We start from the raw sequence: 18886 nt of genomic DNA on the forward strand, positions 1-18886 counted from the left end.
TCGCCCGATGTCACTTGCTCAGCACCGTGTACCGGAACTTGAAGGACGCGTCGAGTGTGTCCGACACACCTTTGACGCTCGGATTCGACACCGCGATCTGCTTACCGGACAGCAGCGGCAGGGTCGGCAGGTAGTTCTGCGCGAGATCCTTCTGTACGTCCTCGAGCAGCTTGATGCGCTTGGTCTTGTCCTGCTCGGTCGTCTCCGCGGTGAGCTGCGCGTTGATCTTCGGGTCCTCGAAGTGCGACTGCAGGAAGTTGTTGGGGCCGAAGAACGGGGTCAGGTAGTCATCGGCGTCCGGGTAGTCCGGGAACCAGCCGAAGTGATAGAGCGGGTAACCGTCGCGGGCCCGTTCCTTCTGGTAGGTAACCCATTCGGTGGATTGCAGATTCACCTTGAACAGCCCGGTCGACTCCAGCTGCGATTTGATCGCCGCATACTCCTCGGAGCTGCTCGAACCGTAGTGATCGGGGTTGTACTGCAGGTTCAGCTCCACCGGTGTCGCGACGCCCGCACCGGAGAGGAACTTCGCCGCCGCATCCTTATTGGGCTTGGCCCCGTAGAGGTCTTTGAGCGGCTCGGCCGCACCCGGCATACCTTGCGGCACAAAGCCGTACGCGGGCTGATAGGTGTTCTTGTAGACGCCCTCGGCCAGCGCGGGTCGGTCGATCGATGACGCGATGGCCTTGCGCACCGCCAGCTTCTGCTCCGGGGTGCCGCCCGGCATGGTGTTCAGATTGAAGACGATGTAGCGCAGCTCGCCGCCGGGCCCGTCTGCCACCTTGACCTTGCTGTCCTTGCGCAGCGATTCGATATCGGTCGGCGTGAAGGATCGGTAGGCGACATCGAGCGCACCGCTCTGCAGATCGAGCTTCATATTGTCGGAGGTCGCGTAGTACTTGGTGGAGACCTGCGATGTCTTAGGTGTGCCGAGGATGCCCTTGTAATCCGGGAACGCCTTGTACTCGACCAGCTTGTTCTTGTCGTAGCTGGCGATCGTGTACGGGCCCGAGTAGCCCTTCGTCTTCACCACTTCCTCATCCGGCAGCACCTTGTCGGCCGGGAAGACCTTCTCGTCCACGATCGGACCGGCCTGGGTCGGCAGGATCGCGGGGAAGGTCTGATCGTTGGCGACCTTCAAGGTGAAGTTCACCGTCAGGTCGTCGGCGATCTCGGTCTTCTCGAGATTGCCCAGCAGCGAGGCGGGACCGTTCGGGTCGTTGATGCCCAGCATGCGATCGAAGGAGAACTTGACGCTCTTGGCGGTCAACGGGTTCCCATTGGCGAACTTCAGCCCCGACTTCAGCTTGCAGGTGTACACCGTCGGAGAGCTGAAGTCACATTTCTCTGCGGCATCGGGCTTCGGGGTGGCATCGCCGGGCGCGAAATTCAGCAGATACGAATAGATCTGGGTTTCGACCAGCAGCGAACCGTTGTCGTAGGCGGCCGCGGGGTCCAGCGAGAAGATCTTGTCCGTGGTGCCCGCCACCAAACCTGCTCCGTCACCACCCCCGCCGGTGCGCCCGGAACCGCATCCCGCGATCGCGGAGACGGCCAGTGCCGCCATCCCGACCGCCGCGATTCGTCGCATCCGATCCCGTCGCCCAGACTTGTTCGAAACCCTCATCATCAGGCCCCACTTCTCGAGCGCCCACCACGTGTGCTGGATCACAGCACTGTGGTGGGCACGGTGAACTTCCGATATGTCGGGCACCGTACCCACGATCCATTTCTGGGATGTTGCGTTTTCAAAGAAAAAATCACGGGCCTGTTAGCGGAGGTTACGAACGGTGCGCGGGCAACACCGGATCACCGGACGAATGACCAGGTTCGCCCCGAATGCGTGATCGCCGCGTCTCGAGTAGGCCATGGCACGACCGCGGACAGGTCGCGCGGTAAGCCGGCCCCGAACAAGATCGAACCCCCCGGCATTCTCTTGCCGAGGGGTTCGCGATCTTCTAATGGCGTCAGGGACGGCTCAACGCACTCGCATTCGCGTTCTCGCTCAACAACATTGCCTCGGACTGGCCGGTGAGCATGCCCTCGAGCACGTTCTTGCCGATGGCCGCCTCGGTGGGCAGCGGGATCGGGTAATCGCCGTCGAAGCAGGCCGAGCACAACCGCGAGCGCGGCTGCTCGGTGGCGGCGATCATGCCCTCGGTGGAGATGTAGCCGAGGGTGTCCGCGCCGATCGAACGGCGCACCGCCTCCACCATGTCGTCGTAGCTGTCATCGGCGCCCGCGCCATTGGCGATCAGCTCCGCGCGCGAGGCGAAGTCGATGCCGTAGAAGCACGGCCACTTCACCGGCGGCGAGGCGATCCGCACATGGATCTCCAACGCGCCCGCCTCGCGCAGCATCCGGATCAACGCGCGCTGGGTATTGCCGCGCACGATCGAGTCGTCCACCACGATCAGCCGCTTACCGCGGATCACCTCGCGCAGCGGATTCAGCTTGAGCCGGATGCCGAGCTGGCGGATGGTCTGACTCGGCTGGATGAAGGTGCGTCCGACGTAGGCGTTCTTCATCAGGCCCTGCCCGTAGGGCAAACCCGAACCCTGCGCGTAACCGACCGCGGCGGGAGTGCCGGACTCCGGCACCGGGATAACCAGATCGGCCTCGACCGGATGTTCCTTGGCCAGGCGACGGCCGATCTCCACCCGGGTGGCATGCACCGAGCGACCGGCGATGGTGCTGTCGGGCCGGGCCAGGTAGACGTATTCGAAGACACAGCCCTTGGGTTCGGGATTGGCGAAGCGCATGGACCGCACGCCGTCGGCATCGATCGCCAGCAATTCGCCCGGCTCGATCTCCCGGACGAAGGCGGCGCCGACGATATCCAGCGCGGCGGTCTCACTGGCTACAACCCAGCCACGGTCGAGCCGACCGAGGCACAGCGGACGAACACCGTGCGGATCCCGCGCGGCATAGAGGGTGTGCTCGTCCATGAAGGTCAGACAAAACGCGCCCTTAAGGGTCGGCAGCAGCTTCATCGCGGCCTGCTCGATGCTCGAATCCGCGGCGGCGTGCGCGAGCAGCGCGGTCATCACATCCGAGTCGGAGGTGGCGGTGATCGGCGCGGGGCGGCCACCGGAGACCGGCGGCATACCGATCAGCCCGAGTTCGCGTGCGCGCGCGCTCAATTCGGCGGTATTGACAAGATTTCCATTGTGGCCCAACGCAAGTCCGGAACCGACTGCGGTGGTACGGAAGATCGGCTGCGCATTCTCCCAGGTGGTTGAGCCGGTGGTGGAGTAGCGACAGTGACCGACGGCGATATGCCCCGGCATCGCGGCCAGCGTCTGCTCGTCGAAGACCTGGCTGACCAGGCCCAGATCCTTGAAGACCAGAATTTGTGAGCCGTCGGAGACGGCGATGCCCGCGGCTTCCTGGCCGCGGTGTTGCAGCGCATACAAGCCGTAGTACGTGAGCTTGGCCACGTCCTCGCTCGGCGCCCAGACTCCGAACACACCACACTCTTCGCGTGGTTCGTTCTCGACCTGATCGGGGGTAGTTTCGACCGGCATCTCGGCGTTGGTCACCGTTTGCTCCCTGTTCGGGCGGGCTGGGGGCAATGGCCATTCTACGGGTGAACGATGCGCCGCGATCACCGCCACCGGGTAGGCACAGCAATCGCCGAGCGACGCTGCCGTTTTTCCACACGGCACGGTGCTACCGTGCCAAGCCGTGACGACTTCGGACAGTGCGCGCACCCGTGGGTCGGATACCCGGTTGACCGCGCGCATGTGGCTGGTCCCGATCGCGGTACTTACGCTGTTCATGGCGCTGCTGGCCACGATGTATCTGGATTACGTCGTCGATCCGGAGAAGAACCTGCACGACTTCCCGATCGCATTGGTGAACCAGGACGTCGGCGATACGGTCGGCGGGCAGCAGGTGAATTTCGGCACACAGATCACCGATGCGCTGCGCCACGGCATTCCGGCGGACAAGGTCGATCTGCAGGTGCTCGGCATCAACGACGCCGAGCTGAAGCTGCAGTCCGGTGCGGTCTACGGCACGATCCTGATCCCCAGCGATTTCAGTAAGCGCCTCGGCATTCTCGGTGTGGGCAGTGTGGTGCCCGGTGATATCCAGCGCCCGACGCTGACGCTGCAGACGAATCCGCGCAGTGGTGCGTTCGTCACCAATATCGTCACGACCATCGGCACCCAGGCGCTGACCCAGGTGAACGAGCAGGTCGGTAAGAAGCTGACCGATCAGGTGAATGCGCAGTTGACGCCGCCGAGCGGCGGGGCAGCGCCCGAGTTGACGGGTGCGACGCGGGTGGCGCTCGCGGATCCGGTGCACATCGTCGTCTCGCCGTTCCGTCCGCTGCCGTCCGGCACCGGACAGGGTTTGACGGCGTTCTTCTACGCGCTGCTACTTCTGCTCGCCGGACTGGTCGGCTCGATGACCGTTCACACCATGATCGATGCCGCACTCGGATTCGTGCCCACCGAATACGGGCCGTGGTACGTGCATTTTCCGGCCACTCCGATCTCGCGGTTCAATACGCTGCTGATCAAATGGGGTGTGATGGTGATCACCGCGAATATCGTCGCCGGCGTATTCCTGGGCGTGGCTCGGCTGCTCGATATGCCGATCGATCATCCGCTCACGCTGTTTCTCTATAGCGCGCTGGCCATCATTGCGGTCGGGATCACCGGGTTGTCCATCCTCGCAGCGGCCGGTTCGGCGGGTTTGCTGATCAACCTGATCCTGTTCATCATTCTCGGGCTGCCCTCCTCGGGCGGCACCGTGCCGATCGAGGCGACACCGAAATATCTGGGCTGGCTGGCGAAATTCGAGCCGATGCACCAGGTGTTCGTCGGTGTGCGCGCAATTCTCTATTTCGACGCGAACTTCCCGGCGGGGTTGGCGCGCGGGGTGTGGATGGCGGTGCTCGGGCTCGCGATCGGGCTGGTGCTCGGCACCTTCATCACCCGGTACTACGACTACCGGGGCCTGCATCGGCGCGATCTGTCCCGCGGCTGAGTCGAGCCCCGTGGCGGCTGCGACCGAGTTCGCGGCATGCACCAAGATGGGTCCTGTGAATTCGTGGATCGAACACGCGCGTTATCTGGCCGATGAAGTATTCGCACCACAGGCCGACGCGGTCGACCGCACCGGCGAAATTCCCGGCAGCCATTTCGACCTACTCGCCGAGTACGGCTTCTACGGCGCGACCATGGACCCAGCATCGCGCAGCGATTCGATGAGGGGTGGTGGCCGGGTGACGAGGCGGGCCGATATGGATATCGCCACCTTTACCCAGGCCGGTGAGATCCTGGTGGCCGGATGTCTGACGACCACCTTCGTCTGGGCGCAGCATCTCGGGGTCGCGCGACGGATCGCCACCTCACCGAATCTCGAACTGCGCGAACGACTTACCGAGGATCTGCGGCACGGACGGGTGCGCGCGGGTGTGAGTTACGCGGGCGCGAACGACCAACCCGGCCTGATCGCGCGTCGCGTCGACGGTGGGTATGTGCTCGACGGCACCGCGCCGTTCGTCACCGGGTGGGGTCTGGTGGACGTCCTCGGCGTGATGGCGCGCGATGCCGACGACGAAGGATCGCTGATCAGCGTGCTGGTGCCCGCCGAACCGGGCCCCACGATGCATGCCACCCCGCTCCCGCTCATCGCCGCGGACGCGAGCAAGACCGTGACGCTCACCTTCGACGGTGTCCAGGTGCCCGATTCCGCTGTGGACAACCGGATTTCGCTGCGCAGCTTCAACGCTTCCTTCATCCTGGCCGCCTGGCGCAACGGCGCGATCGCTCTCGGCATCGTGCGGCGCTGTGTCGGCGAACTCACCCGGCTCGGTATCGACACCACCGCCCTAGCCGCCGAATCCGCCCGCATCCGAACCGAACTCGACGATGCGCTCACCGGCCAGTCGGATGTCTACCTGGCCCGCGCCCGTGCCTCCGAACTCGCCGTCCGCGTGGCCACCGCCCTGGTGACCGCGGTCGGCAGCGCGGCGGTCACCCGCGGCAACCTCGCCGAACGCTCCGTCCGCGAGGCCACCTTCACCCTGGTCTTCGGGTCCCGTCCGGCCATCAGGACCGCGCTGCTGGACCGCCTGACCCAGGCCTCCGACACCGTCTACCCTTAGCCTGCGAATCCGCGCATCCCGCACCGGGATTCACGCCTGCGCTGGGCAAAATGTAGACACGGCGCCGGAACCTGTTGTGATAGCGGCTATCCTGGGCACCCCCGTACCCCCTACCGAAGACCTCTCGGGCGGGAATTCTTTCAACTGGTGATGATGACTTCCAGGATTCGGTCGAAGACATCGGTTCCCTCGACCTCATCGCCGTCCAGGATGGCGTCCAGGAGTGGCGCGTCGAGCAGACACATTGAGCCGATGGAGTTCTCGCGGGCGCTGGCCAGGACTTCATAGATGACCGCGGCATAGATGCGGGCCTTGGGCACGGTGAGTTTCCGAGTGCCCGCCATCGCGGAGATCCGCTTGTCCACCGCGTCGATGACTTCACGGATCACGGCCGCTTCGACCTGTGCCTTCTCTGCGATATCCATGATCAGAATCCGAAGCGGTCGCGGGAGTTGGTTCGCGGCTGCAGCAGGCCGTGGTGTACCAGGTAGAGCTTGGCCTGAAGCTTGGCCGCGCAAACGGTGGTCGGACACTCTTTGTGGTCTTGCATGATCGTGTGAGCGTGTGTGCTGCTATTGATTTCGGTTGCGCGGTGATCGAGAAGGGGGTCCACGTCGGCACTTCCCTCGGTTCGGTTGGAGGCACCTGGTGACGGGCCGCAGGGGGTCGGCCACCGGAGGCAACGACGGTCGGTGTCATTTGTCGGTGTCCCGCAGTACCCTTCAGCTGGGAGAGCGTGGGGGTTTCAACGAATTTCCGTTCACCAGGTGCGCGCTTAGGAAATCACCAGGTCTCACGGTTTTACAGCACAATTGGGCCGTCCAAGAAGATCCATCCGTTTGTCCAGCAAGGCATCCGATCCGGATGCGCGATGTCATCCAGGCAACTCCGATCCACACACCCATCAACAGGCGCTGTGCCATCCAAAGATTCGGGAGCAACGCTAATGACAGGCAAGAACCCGACCACAATCCCCCGACGCCAGCTCGGACGCCAGCTGCGTGAGCTGCGGCAGGCAGCAGGGCTGTCCATAGCCGACGCCGCCCGCCTGATCGAGCGAGGGGCTGGAACGCTACAGCGGCTGGAGAAGGGTGAGAGTCCCCGGATTCGCCAGCTCGACATCGAAGCACTCTGCAAGATCTACAGCGCCACGGATCGTATGAAGACGCTCAAAGCCCTTGCCGCGCAGGCAGATGAACGAACCAGGCCCGTCGATGATTCGTGTTGGTGGCAGCGCTACGAAGACCTGATTCCAGAGGACTTCGGAACATATCTGAGCTTGGAGTCAGCGGCAGCCAATGTGATCATGTATCAGGCGGACGTGGTTCCGGGAATCGTGCAGACAGCCGATTATGCGCGGGCACTGGACCGTTTGTTCTTCAAGTCCGACACGCCGATCGAGCTGGAGCAGCGAATACAGGTACGGATGCAGCGGCAAGCCGCCCTCACACGCGGGCTGTCCCCCGTGGAAGTGGATCTTCTTCTGGACGAGTCTGTCCTTCGGCGCATGGTGGGCGGGAAGAGAGTTATGGCCGCACAGCTCCGCAAGCTGGCGGACACTCCGCCGAACGTTCGAGTTCGGATCATTCCGTTCTCGGCGGGCCTCCCGCTGGGCATCGCAACCGGGCCGTTCGTGATCCTGCATTTCCCCACCGACCTGAGCACCAAACAGCCTGTCGAGCCGACCACGGTCTACGCCGAGTCGTACGGTTCCCGGCTGTACTACGACAGTGCGGACATCGTGAGTCGATACCTGGGGGCGCATGAGGCCATCAGCCGAGTAGCGTTGACCGAAGCGGATAGCAAACGTCTGCTGAGGCAGGTAGCGAAGGAGTTCGAGACGTGAAAAGCGTTGATCTGTCCGGGGCACGCTGGTTCAAGAGCAGCCGGAGCGGCGGGGGAGAAGCCTGTGTTGAGGTCGCACACCTCGACGGCGGCATGATCGGCGTACGCGACTCCAAAGACCCCTCGGGACCCGCGCTGATCTTCACCCCATCCGAATGGGACGCATTCCTCGCACGCGCCAACGATGGCGAGTTCGATCGGCCGTAATCCTCCCACTGGAACCCCCGGAATCCGGGGGTTCCGTCATTTCTTGCCTGTCCTTCGCTGCGCGCACTGCGCCTTTACTGTCCACACATGAACTCGCGCTGAAGCTGGTAGTGCAACGTCCAGATTGCTGGCTGCGCTGTCCGCCTCCGACAGCTCGCCGAGCGTAGTGATACGGCGGTCTGATTCGGCGTGGACGACCACCATTCGACTACGTTCGACGGAATCCGCGGCCTGCGCAGCGATGCGTCGGAAGGTATCTGGATACGGCACCAGTCGTTGTGCCACTTCAGCATTCAAGTAGACTGCGCGCGGCTTGTGGCGCCGTGAACGGAGGGCGAGTCCCGAGCAGTCCGCACGTCGACGGTGCGACTGGCCAGGACGATCGTCAGTCTGCGGACGGACGCATGATAGGCAGCCAGTGGGAGAATTCGACAGCTCGACAGGGCACATCGACTTCGGCCAGCCGGTCGCGATCCTGATGGTTGGCTTGCTGCATTACTTGATGGACGAGGATCACCCGTTCGATATCGTCGCGCGACTGCGCGATGTGATGGCGCTTGGAAGCATCCTGGCCTTCACCCACGCTTCGTCGTGGTCGTCCGATGAGCTAGTCGCTCAGGTGACTGGCGACACCGAGGGCACCCCGGCGCAGTGTCAATTCCGGACACCCGATCATCTGGCGGTCTTCCTGCAAGGTTTCGAGGTGGTCGAACCCGGTCTGGTGCCGGCTGGAGATAGGCGATCTGGAACCCGTTGATACTCAATGTAATTGATCACTGAGCCAGCCCGGGAATGACCGGGTACAGAAATATCGAAATACTCTCCAAAGGGGGAATCATGCATACTGCACGTCTGGCGGCTACCGCAATCACGACAGCCGCAGTCACTGCCGCATTCGCCATCGGCACTGCCGATGCCGACGCGAGCAAGCAAGACGGTCCGGTCAGCCTCACGGTGATCGGCACCGGTTTGGTTGTGGGCAAAACCGTCACCACATATGCCAGCCACGGGGGCGAGGGGCAGGTGCAGGCGTACTACATCGTCGTCGGCCCGGACGGTCAGGCCAAAAGGTTCAACTCCGAGGTGACGCAGGCCGGCGCGACCGGCAGCGGCGTTTACCGGGACAGTTACGGGCCAAGCGGGGGGTTCCTGGACGGCACGCGGATCTGTGCTGGCTGGTGGGACCCTACGGGACGGGTCTCGATCTCCGGTTATCCGTGTGTGACAATCCATAAATGACCCTCCGCGATCAAGGCTGGGAGCCGGTCACGCCGGTCGGCTCTCACGGCGAATACAGCTGGCGCGTCTGGTGCGACGCACGACGACCCCCTGAAGCCGATCTCATGGGCTGGCCGGGGGATGGCGATTTTCTGATGACCTTCGTGGAGGTCACCAACGGCGCAGGCAAACTGCACTCCGGCGGCATGGGCGGAATGCGCGAGCCTGACGAGCAACTGAGGTATTGCACCGGCGGGCGCGACGGGTTCCCCGAGATCGTTGCCGTCCGGGTGGCCGAGGCCCGGCCCGGCATTGCGGTCGAGACGACGCGACGATTGGTCGAGGTCGACGCCTCCGAGCTCGAATCTCATTACGGGATGCGATTTTTCGCGATGCCGCTGGATGACGGGGAAGACCTCGTCGCCGTCGCCAGTGGCGACATCCGGCGCGAACACATTGCGCTGCCGGCCCGCTGAAAACTCCACGATGCTGAGACGGAAACCCCGCCAAACCTGGGGGTTCCGTCGTTTCTTGCAAGTAGACCGCGCGGCTTGTGGCGCCGTGAACGGAGGGCGAATTCCGAGCAGTCCGCATGTGGACGGTGCGACTGGCCAGGACGATTGTCAGTCTGCGGACGGACGCGTGATGGGCAGCCAGTGGGCCACTTCGCCGGTTCGACTGCCGGAAGCGCTGACCGCGCCCGATGCCACCGCAACGTCGAAGTCGAGCAGGCCGGTGGCAAGCAAAAGCCAAGTGCGCGGGTCGGTTTCGACGACATTCGGCGGTGTGCCCCTGGTGTGCCGTGGTCCCTCGATGCACTGCACCGCCACGAAGGGTGGGACGCGGACCTCGACGGAATGGCCGGGCGCCGAGGCGGCGAGGGTGCGGGCGGTGGTGCGGACCGCGGCGGCGAGTTCAGGCCGGGCGGGTGCGGGCGTGGCATCGTCGCGCAGCCAAGCACTGACCGCCGCGATTGCTGTCCGTAGTTCCGCCGGATCAACCTTTGCTTTTCCTGCCACGATGCCGAGAATACTGGGAGACGCCCGGCCCAGCGCCCGTGCTCTTGGCCGGATCCGGGGGATCCCTGCCGGATCGAGGATAGGCGCCGGGCCAGACGACTGTGGGTCGATCGTTCAGCGGATGGTGTCGAGCCGGTCCAGCCGGATACCCGAGAAGCCATCAGACCACCAGCGGCACATCGGTGAGCTGGCCTCGATACGAAAGTGGTTGTGCGCCATCGAGGATGACGCTGGTGTCGGCTATCACGTGTTGCACCTCGCTGATCATCAACGGGTGTCGCTGACGACGACCAGGCGAGAATGGGTGGTAGGCGAGGCCCATCACCTGGTGGCGGACCAGACGGTCACAACAGCTGTGTAGGCGTGGATGGCGTCGCTGACCGAAAGTTCGGTAATGAAGGCGACGCGATGGGCCGCGGTCTCGACGCAGTAACTGCTGTTCTTGCCGAGGGGCAGGGAGTCGACGCCCTGGGTGGCGATGAGGTCCGCGCACTGTTGCCGGGTCGGCTTGGTCGGATTGCTCCAGGACGCGATGGTGGGCTGCACGGTGAGGAAGTCGCCTCGGCGACCGTAGAGCGTGGCTTCGGAGAATTTCTTGGACGAAGAGTAGTTGTAGCTGGCCCACACGCTGGCGCCATTGTTCCCGGATACCACCTTGGGCGGGACGGAGTCCAGGTCGAGGTAGGTCAGGTTGACCGTGCCGGACCACCGAACCTCCTCCGACGAGGTCGACGTCGGGGAAGGCGGCGCGGAGACAGTGGTCGGTCGGTCGGTGGGCTCGGTCCGGGCCGGTGGTGGGGATTGCGCGGAGGAGTTTCCGTCCTGCTTGGCGTCGAAGAACTTGTCCGGCACGAGGATGATCAAACCGACGATCAACCCGGGAATGACCGGCAAGAGTATCGCGCCGAGAACGGGGTGGCGACTGATCCAGCTGCGCCGCTCGGGGGGAACTTCCTGCTGGGGTCGGCTCGAGTTCCGAGACTCGTCGTCGTGCTGGTCGTCCCCCATGATCAGCCTGGTCTCCTTTGCCGTGGCCGACGAAAACCTCGCGCCTGTGTGGCACCGAGTACCGCAGCCATGCTGGTAGACCACTCTTCAATTGTCAATGGCGGCAACGAGTTCGGTCGCCTCGATCAAGTATCCGCATCCGGGCTCGTTCGCGCCGGGATGGGTGGTTCGACCACAAGCTGGGAACCGCTACGTGACAGCGGCTGAAGCCGGTCGACCGCGCGGCGAACCCGTCGCGGCGAGGTGCGGCGCGAGCGCGCCACCGGCGTTCAGGGCGAAGTGCAGCAGCGCGGGCGCGGTGGCACTGTCGGTGCGACGGCGCAGCAAATCGAATACGAGGCCACCGGCCGCGGTCGCGGCAATGGTCGCGGGAACGCCGTCGCCTGCCGCGCGGGCGGGGTGGATGTGCCAGAGGCCGAAGATGGCCGCTCCGATCAATGCACCGCCGCGCGACCCGAAAGCGTTGTCCAGCAGCGGGTTCAACGTGGCACGAAAGATGAGTTCCTCGCTGTAGACGGTTCCGACCGGGATATGTATCGCGACCCACTCATCGAGCGGGACGTCCGGAGCCCGGTCGGCAAACCCACCGAGACGTTCGCGCAGCGCCGGAATGGCAACGGCCACACCATAACCGGTGGCGACCACGCCCGCCGAGGCGAGCCCGTAACCGAGCCCCCGCGCGGACAACCAGTTCGGACGGCCGCGAAATGCCAGTGCGTATCCGGTCGCGAACCCGGCATTGGCAGCGGTGCGACCGCGCAGATCCAGTTTCGAGCGCGGCAACAGCCAATTGCTCCAGGCCAACGGAACACCGACGGCCACAGCAGTTTTCGCGACACACCCGATAAACGTCATTTGATCTCGCGCTCGTAGTCCTCGGCGGCCTCGAGCTGGGCCCGGATCTTGTCGGACTGATCCACGGTCCAATCCGGCGGTGCGGCAACGGCGATCCAGCCGTCCAATACCAGACTGCCGTACCGGTGCCCATGCCCGTCTGCGACGCCCTGCGCATTGGACAGGTCACACGTGACCTGCCAGAACGTGACGAACGGCCACCAGCGCATCTGCGAGGACACATCGGAGCCGCGCGGTTCGGACAGCCAATCCGGTTGGGAGAAGATCAGATCCGAGGACCACCAGACGATCGGGTCGGAGGCGTGCTGTAGATAGGCGATGCGCGGGGCGCGCCATTCGGTGGTCGGACGCGCGAGATCGGCGCTGTCGGAGGCGAATCGGACCACAAGACCGTCGGCGTACACCGGTTCGACCTCGCGCGATCCGGGATCGCGTCGCGAAACGAACTGCTCCCACAGTCGATTCGAATTCGGCGGCCCGACCCACAGCGCACCGTCGACCTTGGAGCGCAGATCGGCGAGTCCGTCGAAGGCCGCCTCCGAGCCCTGCGAGCCCAGGCTCTCGCCGTACACGAGCAGCTTCGGGCGCGCCTCCTCGGTCCGCGCCGACCAATGCTGGTAGACCGCGTCGAACAGCTGCCTACCCGCATCCGACGCCTTGCCGCGGTCCGCGAGGAAGGACAGCACGCTGGGCAGATACGAATACTGCGAGGCCACGATGGCGGAATCGCCGCCGTACATGTACTCGATGGCGCCGGCCGCCATGGAATTCACCCATCCGGTGCCGGTTGTGGTGACCACCACCAGCACCTTCCGGTCGAACGCGCCGGTGCGCTCCAGTTCCGAGACCGCGAGCTCGGCCCGCGCATCACCGCTCGGCGCCGACTCCAGACCCACATAGGCGCGGATCGGCTCACGCGCGGGCTTACCGGTGATCGAGCTGATCCGGGCCGCGGAGGGACCGTGCGAGACGAACCAGCGGCCCTCGAATCCCAGCGAATCCCATTTCGCCAGCGACGCCGGACTGCCCGATCGCTCGGGCTGCACCGGTTGGACCGCATTCGGCGAGGTGTGATCGTTCTGCACACTGAATGCCGAGTTGGCCACCGCGAAGAAGGCGCGCGAGGCGACGCCGTTGAACACCGTGACGGTCAGCACCACCAGAACCAGGAATCCGGCCGATGGCGCCAGCTCGCGCGGGACCCGCACCCAGCGGTTGAGCTGACGGGCCAGGAATCGGATGAGCTCGCGCAGCGTCCGATACACCGCGACCACCCCGGTCCCCACCGCGATGCTGAGCAATCCCGTACGCAGATACGCGGGGGTGGTGGTGCCCGCCATGCCCATCAGCGCGGTGATCTCGCGTTGCCAGCGAGCCGACTGCACCAGCATGAAGGCCGCCGTGACAGCGGCAGTGAGCAGGATCGCCGATTTCACCGCATAGCGCACCCAAGTCGGCGGCGCTGCGATCCGGTCGCGCAGCAGCTCGGCCAGCCGCGGCCTGGCCCAGAGCCGGAACAGCCACTCCAGCAGGCAGCCGAGCCCGTAACCGAGCGCGGCATTGATGCCGCTGATCAGGCCCTGGAACAGCCAGTCGCGGGGTACCAGCGACGGCGTCACCGAGAGTGCGAAGAAGATCGTCGCGAAAACCAGCCCGGCATAGTTCAGATCGATGATGTCCTCGGCCCGGCGCACCATCACGACGCCGCGCGCACGCAGCTTCGTCAGGGTGGTCGTGGTTTCGAGCATCGGTCAGCGCGACGCCGCGATGCCCGGGTTGTCGGTGGGATCGGGCACGGGCGGCGACGTCAACGGGTCCGTAGCGATCATCACTCGAACAGTATGCGGGTGCGCTCGGGGCAGCGGGTGCGTTGCCCCGAGCGCCATGCGATATTGCCGGTACAGATCACACCGCCGCTCGGCCGACACGATTCGCGAATCATCCAGCGGCAGTGCCACTACCGTGTCGTCCGGCAACTACCCAATGCGCTCGAGTAGTTGTACGCGGTTGCGCAACGCGCCGAAACAGCAGACTTCATATTCATGAGCAATCCCAACGCCCGGCCGAAAACCTCTTCGGCCTTCCTCGCGCAAGCCGCGATCGCGTTCGGCGTCAGCTTCTTCGGGACCGGCGTCGGCATCTTCTACCTGCCACTCGATATCGCACAGCGCGGCTTCCTCGGCATGTCCGTGCTGTTCCTGGTGTCGAGCGCGTTCACCCTGGCGAAGGTCGTTCGCGACCAACAGGAATCGGCGAGCATCAGCCGCCGCTTGGACGAGGCGCGGATGGAAAAGCTGATGGCCGAGCACGATCCGTTCAAATCCGTCGCCTGATGGCGCACCTGGGCGAGTCCGGCGACGAGGGGTTCGGGCCCGCCCACGTGTGCGCTCTATTTCAGCTGGTGCTCACGGGCCGAGGAGATGGCCAGATAATCCCGGATCCGATCCGCCAGCTCGGCCGACCAATCCGGCGGCTGTGCGATCGCGGCCCACGCATCCAATACCAGGTTTCCGTAGTTGTGCCCGTGTCCGTCACTGACGCTCTGCGCTCTGGGCAGATCCGCGGCGACCTGCCAGAACGTGACGATCGGATACCACGCCATCCGCGAGGACACATCGGGACCGCGCGGTTCACGCAGCCAATCCGGTTCGCTGAAAAGCAGATCCGCCGACCACCAGACCACCGGATCGGAGGCGTGCTGCAGATAGGCGATACGGGGTGGCAGCCAGTTGTCCCCAGGCTTCCACAGGTCGGCGCGGCTGTCGGAGAAGCGCACCACCAGTCCGTCGGCATATGTCGGCAGGATCTCCGGTGTGCCCGGATCGCGGCGGGCGGTGAATTCACTCCACAGCCGGTTGGAATTCGGCGGTCCGACCCACAGCACGCCATCGGTCTGCGATCGGATATCGGCCAGGCCGGTGAAAGCACCTTCGGAGCCCTGGGATCCCAGGCTCTCGCCGTAGACGAGCAGCTTGGGCCGCGCATCCTTCGGCCGGGCCGACCAATGCTCATAAACCTTGTCGAAGACCAGCTTTCCCATCTGGGTGGCCTTGTCCTTATCGGACAGGAACGACAGCACACTCGGCAGATAGGAGTACTGGGTCGCGGCAATCGCGGTGTCGCCGTTGTACATCAGCTCGATGGATTCGGCGCTGGACGAATCGACCCAGCCGGTGCCCGTCGTCGTCACGACGACCAGCACCTTGCGCTCGAATGCCTTGGTGCGCTCCAACTCCGCCGCGACCAATTCGGCCTGCGCTTCCGGTCCGTCGGCCGATTCCAATCCGGCGTAGACCCGAATCGGTTCGCGCGCGGGCTTTCCGGTGACCTGGCTGATATCGCCCGCACTCGGCACATACGAGACGAACCAGCGGCCCTCGGACCCGAGCGTGTCCCAGGCCGCCAGCGAATTCGGACTGCCGGAGCGCTCCGGCAGCTGCGGCTGTACGGCATTCGGCGAGGTATGGCTGTTGCGCACGCTGAAGGCCGAATTCGCCACGTCGAAAAAGACTTTGGTGAGCACGCCGTTGAACAGCAGCACCATCGCGACCACCACGATCAGCACACCGGTCGGCACGGCCAATTGGCGCGGAAAGTGGGCGCGCCTGATCAGCTCGAATGCGATCGAACGGACGAGCCGCCGCAGTATCCGGAACACCGCGATGACGATCGCGCCGACCAGCGCGCTCATACCCCCGGTGCGCAGGAACCCGGATGTAGTGACGGGTTCCATGCCCATGAGCGCGGTGATTTCGCGCTGCCAGCGGGCCGATTCGATCAGCAGGAAAACAGCGACGCCGAGACAGACGAGCACAATCGTGGTCTTGACCGCGCCGGAGAGCCATTTCGGCCGCCTCGCCCACACCCGCGTGACCGCAGACGGCAACTGAGCGACTTTGCGGCGCAACGGTTTCCGCAACCACTTGCGATAAATCCATTCGAGCAGACAGCCGACGCCGTAGCCGATGGCCGCATTGATCCCGCTGACCAGCCCCTCGAACAGCCAATCCCGTGGCAACAGTGAGGGTGTCAGCGACCAGCCGAAGAACACCGTGGCCACGATGAGGCCGACATAATTCGGATGGAAGAAACGCTCGACGGCGCCGACAAGCTTGCCGACGCCGCCGCGTAGGTCTGCCGAGACTTCACCAGCCTCCGGCGCGCTCAAACGGCACTGGCCCCGAACAGCTTCGGCAGCGTGCCCTCGTGCGCCTCGCGCAGGTCCTCCAGGGTGATCGAGAACTGGCCCTGCACCTCGACGGAATCCGAGCCCTGGTCGACCACACCGATGCGCACCCACGGCAATTCGCGCGCGGTGCACATCTTGGTGAAGCGGGTCTCCTCCGAGCGCGGCACCGCGACGAGCACCCGGCCCGCCGACTCGGAGAACAGCTGCACGAACGGATCCGAGCCCTCGGGAAGCAGAATGCGGCAACCGGTTTCGCCGGCCAGCGCGGCCTCGACCACGGTCTGGATCAGACCGCCCTCGGAAAGGTCGTGCGCCGCACTGATCATGCCGTCGCGCGAACCCGAGGTCAGCACTTCGGCGAGCAGCTGCTCGCGGGCGAAGTCGACCTTGGGCGGCACGCCGCCGAGATGGTCGTGCGCGACCTGCGACCAGATCGAGCCGCCGAATTCGTCGGCGGTCTCGCCGAGCAGGATCAGCGTCTCGCCCGGCTCCAGGCCGAGTCCGGTCGGGATGCGCCGGTGCACATCGTCGATGACGCCGAGCACGCCGACCACCGGGGTCGGCAGAATGGCGTCCTGACCGGTCTGGTTGTAGAAGCTGACATTGCCGCCGGTGACCGGAATGCCGAGGGCCACACAGCCGTCCGCGAGACCGCGCACCGCCTGCTGGAACTGCCACATGACGCCCGGATCCTCCGGAGAACCGAAGTTCAGGCAGTTGGTGACGGCCTTCGGCGCCGCGCCGGTGGTGGCCACATTGCGATAGGCCTCGGCCAGCGCGAGCTGCGCGCCGGTGTAGGGGTCGAGCTTGGTGTAGCGGCCGGATGCGTCGGTGGCCAGCGCGATGCCGCGGCCGGTCTCCTCATCGATCCGGATGACACCCGCGTCGGCATGTTCGGCGAGCACGGTATTGCCGCGAACGTAGCGGTCGTACTGCTCGGTGATCCACCGGCGGCTGCACAGCTGCGGGCTGGCGACCATCTGCAATACGGTGGCGCGCAGTTCCTCCGGGGTCTTCGGCCGGGGCAGCGTGTCCGGGGTATCGGCGATGAGCGCGTCCTGGAAATCCGGTCGCTGGACCGGCCGCTCGTACACCGGGCCCTGATGTGCGACCGTGCGCGGCGGCACATCGACGACAGTCTCACCGTGCCAGCTGATCACCAGCCGGTCGCCCTCGGTGACCTCACCGATGACCGTGGCCAGCACATCCCACTTGTGGCAGACGGCCATGAACGCGTCCACGTTCTCCGGCGTGACCACCGCGCACATGCGCTCCTGCGATTCGCTGGAGAGCACCTCGGCCGGGGTCATCCCCTTGGCACGCAGCGGCACCCTGGTCAAGTCGATGTGCATGCCGCCGTCGCCCGCGGCCGCGAGTTCGGAAGTGGCACAGGACAATCCAGCGCCACCGAGGTCTTGGATGCCAACCACCAGCTTGGCCGCGTACAGCTCGAGACAGCACTCGATGAGCACCTTCTCGGCGAACGGGTCGCCGACCTGGACACTCGGCAGTTTCTTGCGGCCGGTGGCGGACTCGTCACCGGAGAAAGTGTCCGAGGCCAGCACCGAAACACCGCCGATGCCGTCGAGGCCGGTGCGCGCGCCGAACAGAATGATCTTGTTGCCCGCGCCGGAGGCAAAGGCAAGATGCAGATCCTCGACCCGCATGACACCGGCGCACAGCGCGTTGACCAGCGGATTGCCTTGGTAGGAGGCGTCGAAAACGGTCTCGCCGCCGACATTCGGCAGGCCGAGCGAGTTGCCGTAGCCACCGACACCGCGCACCACACCGTCGACCACGCGCCGGGTATCGGCCGCGTCCGCCGCACCGAAGCGCAGCTGGTCCATCACCGCGATGGGCCGCGCGCCCATGGCCATGATGTCGCGCACGATGCCGCCGACACCGGTGGCCGCACCCTGATACGGCTCCACATAGGAGGGGTGGTTGTGGCTTTCCACCTTGAAGGTGACCGCCCAGCCCTCGCCGATATCGACGACGCCCGCGTTCTCACCGATGCCCGCGAGCATCGCGGACTTCATCTCGTCGGTGGTGGTCTCGCCGAAGTAGCGCAGGTGCACCTTCGAGGACTTGTAGGAGCAGTGCTCGCTCCACATCACCGAATACATCGCCAGTTCGGCGTCGGTCGGCCGACGGCCGAGGATTTCCTTGATCCGCGCGTACTCGTCGTCTTTGAGACCGAGCTCCTTGTACGGCTGCGGGGCGTCGGGAGTTGCTGCGGCTGCGCTGACGGTGTCGACCTGCGGAGTCACGGAGTACCAGGGTCCTTTCGGGCCGGAGCGCGAAGCTGGGGATTCGCCATGAAGTTTAGCCGTGGCCCTCGATGGGCAGCCGCTCGCATCGACCGGTCGTCCGGATCGTCGGTTTTCGGGCCCGGATGCCTCGGGTCGGCACACCTCGCGCGAG

17 protein-coding genes are annotated in these 18886 nt (G+C 65.0%); 8 read left to right on the forward strand and 9 right to left on the reverse strand.

Annotated features, from left to right (window positions below; all coding sequences use genetic code 11):
- Nucleotides 1–10 precede the first annotated feature (10 nt).
- Nucleotides 11–1567, reverse strand: a complete 1557-nt coding sequence (locus tag ACQPYR_RS40770) for an ABC transporter substrate-binding protein (protein WP_433635379.1) — start codon at nucleotides 1565–1567, stop codon at nucleotides 11–13.
- A gap of 400 nt (nucleotides 1568–1967) precedes the next feature.
- Nucleotides 1968–3527, reverse strand: coding sequence for an amidophosphoribosyltransferase (gene purF / locus ACQPYR_RS40775; protein WP_433635380.1), 1560 nt, complete (start codon nucleotides 3525–3527; stop codon nucleotides 1968–1970).
- 217 nt (nucleotides 3528–3744) lie between these two features.
- On the opposite strand from purF, the gene ACQPYR_RS40780 reads away from it, so the two are divergent.
- Together ACQPYR_RS40780 and ACQPYR_RS40785 are read left to right on the forward strand one after the other, a co-directional pair.
- Entirely contained in the window at nucleotides 3745–4998 is a 1254-nt protein-coding gene (locus ACQPYR_RS40780) for an ABC transporter permease (RefSeq protein WP_433635381.1), read from the forward strand.
- A gap of 55 nt (nucleotides 4999–5053) precedes the next feature.
- Nucleotides 5054–6121 carry an acyl-CoA dehydrogenase family protein gene (locus ACQPYR_RS40785; protein WP_433625063.1) on the forward strand — a complete coding sequence of 356 codons (1068 nt, stop codon included), beginning with the start codon at nucleotides 5054–5056 and terminating at the stop codon, nucleotides 6119–6121.
- Nucleotides 6122–6261: 140 nt separating this feature from the next.
- Here the strand turns inward: ACQPYR_RS40785 and ACQPYR_RS40790 are convergent, their stop codons facing one another.
- Nucleotides 6262–6546, reverse strand: coding sequence for a hypothetical protein (locus ACQPYR_RS40790; RefSeq protein ID WP_433625065.1), 285 nt, complete (start codon nucleotides 6544–6546; stop codon nucleotides 6262–6264).
- Between the two features lie 521 nt (nucleotides 6547–7067).
- Between ACQPYR_RS40790 and ACQPYR_RS40795 the strand changes: the two genes are divergently transcribed.
- The 5 genes from ACQPYR_RS40795 (at nucleotide 7068) to ACQPYR_RS40815 (ending at nucleotide 9867) form a co-directional block, all read left to right on the forward strand.
- Nucleotides 7068–7967, forward strand: coding sequence for a helix-turn-helix domain-containing protein (locus ACQPYR_RS40795; protein ID WP_433625067.1), 900 nt, complete (start codon nucleotides 7068–7070; stop codon nucleotides 7965–7967).
- On the forward strand, nucleotides 7964–8173 hold the full coding sequence (locus ACQPYR_RS40800; protein ID WP_433625069.1) for a DUF397 domain-containing protein: 210 nt from the start codon (nucleotides 7964–7966) through the stop codon (nucleotides 8171–8173). The genes ACQPYR_RS40795 and ACQPYR_RS40800 overlap by 4 nt, the downstream gene beginning before the upstream one ends.
- 418 nt (nucleotides 8174–8591) lie before the next feature.
- Nucleotides 8592–8930: an SAM-dependent methyltransferase gene (locus tag ACQPYR_RS40805; RefSeq protein WP_433625071.1), complete on the forward strand. Its 339-nt coding sequence runs from the start codon at nucleotides 8592–8594 to the stop codon at nucleotides 8928–8930.
- A gap of 80 nt (nucleotides 8931–9010) precedes the next feature.
- Nucleotides 9011–9412, forward strand: a complete 402-nt coding sequence (locus tag ACQPYR_RS40810; RefSeq protein WP_433625073.1) for a hypothetical protein — start codon at nucleotides 9011–9013, stop codon at nucleotides 9410–9412.
- Nucleotides 9409–9867, forward strand: coding sequence for a hypothetical protein (locus ACQPYR_RS40815; protein ID WP_433625074.1), 459 nt, complete (start codon nucleotides 9409–9411; stop codon nucleotides 9865–9867). Before ACQPYR_RS40810 ends, ACQPYR_RS40815 begins: the two co-directional genes overlap by 4 nt.
- A gap of 147 nt (nucleotides 9868–10014) precedes the next feature.
- Here ACQPYR_RS40815 and ACQPYR_RS40820 read toward each other — a convergent pair whose 3' ends face one another.
- The 4 genes from ACQPYR_RS40820 to ACQPYR_RS40835 form a co-directional block, all read right to left on the reverse strand.
- The gene (locus ACQPYR_RS40820) at nucleotides 10015–10410 is read right to left on the reverse strand and encodes a sterol carrier family protein (protein WP_433625076.1); all 396 of its coding nucleotides are present in this window, start codon (nucleotides 10408–10410) and stop codon (nucleotides 10015–10017) included.
- 321 nt (nucleotides 10411–10731) lie between these two features.
- Entirely contained in the window at nucleotides 10732–11418 is a 687-nt protein-coding gene (locus ACQPYR_RS40825; RefSeq protein ID WP_433625078.1) for a hypothetical protein, read from the reverse strand.
- A 189-nt stretch (nucleotides 11419–11607) separates the two neighbouring features.
- Nucleotides 11608–12273, reverse strand: coding sequence for a lysostaphin resistance A-like protein (locus ACQPYR_RS40830; protein WP_433625080.1), 666 nt, complete (start codon nucleotides 12271–12273; stop codon nucleotides 11608–11610).
- Nucleotides 12270–14021 carry an alpha/beta hydrolase gene (locus tag ACQPYR_RS40835; RefSeq protein WP_433625082.1) on the reverse strand — a complete coding sequence of 584 codons (1752 nt, stop codon included), beginning with the start codon at nucleotides 14019–14021 and terminating at the stop codon, nucleotides 12270–12272. The genes ACQPYR_RS40830 and ACQPYR_RS40835 overlap by 4 nt, the downstream gene beginning before the upstream one ends.
- Before the next feature lie 294 nt (nucleotides 14022–14315).
- Here ACQPYR_RS40835 and ACQPYR_RS40840 point away from each other — a divergent pair, with 294 nt between their 5' ends.
- Nucleotides 14316–14606: a YiaA/YiaB family inner membrane protein gene (locus ACQPYR_RS40840; protein ID WP_063044483.1), complete on the forward strand. Its 291-nt coding sequence runs from the start codon at nucleotides 14316–14318 to the stop codon at nucleotides 14604–14606.
- Nucleotides 14607–14662: 56 nt separating this feature from the next.
- Here the strand turns inward: ACQPYR_RS40840 and ACQPYR_RS40845 are convergent, their stop codons facing one another.
- Nucleotides 14663–16441, reverse strand: coding sequence for an alpha/beta hydrolase (locus ACQPYR_RS40845; RefSeq protein WP_433625084.1), 1779 nt, complete (start codon nucleotides 16439–16441; stop codon nucleotides 14663–14665).
- A complete protein-coding gene (gene purL, locus ACQPYR_RS40850) occupies nucleotides 16438–18732 on the reverse strand; it encodes a phosphoribosylformylglycinamidine synthase subunit PurL (protein WP_433625086.1) in 2295 nt (764 codons plus the stop codon). Before purL ends, ACQPYR_RS40845 begins: the two co-directional genes overlap by 4 nt.
- Nucleotides 18733–18886 lie beyond the last annotated feature (154 nt).

It is taken from the genome of Nocardia sp. CA-120079, from assembly GCF_050955745.1.
Lineage (GTDB): Bacteria > Actinomycetota > Actinomycetes > Mycobacteriales > Mycobacteriaceae > Nocardia.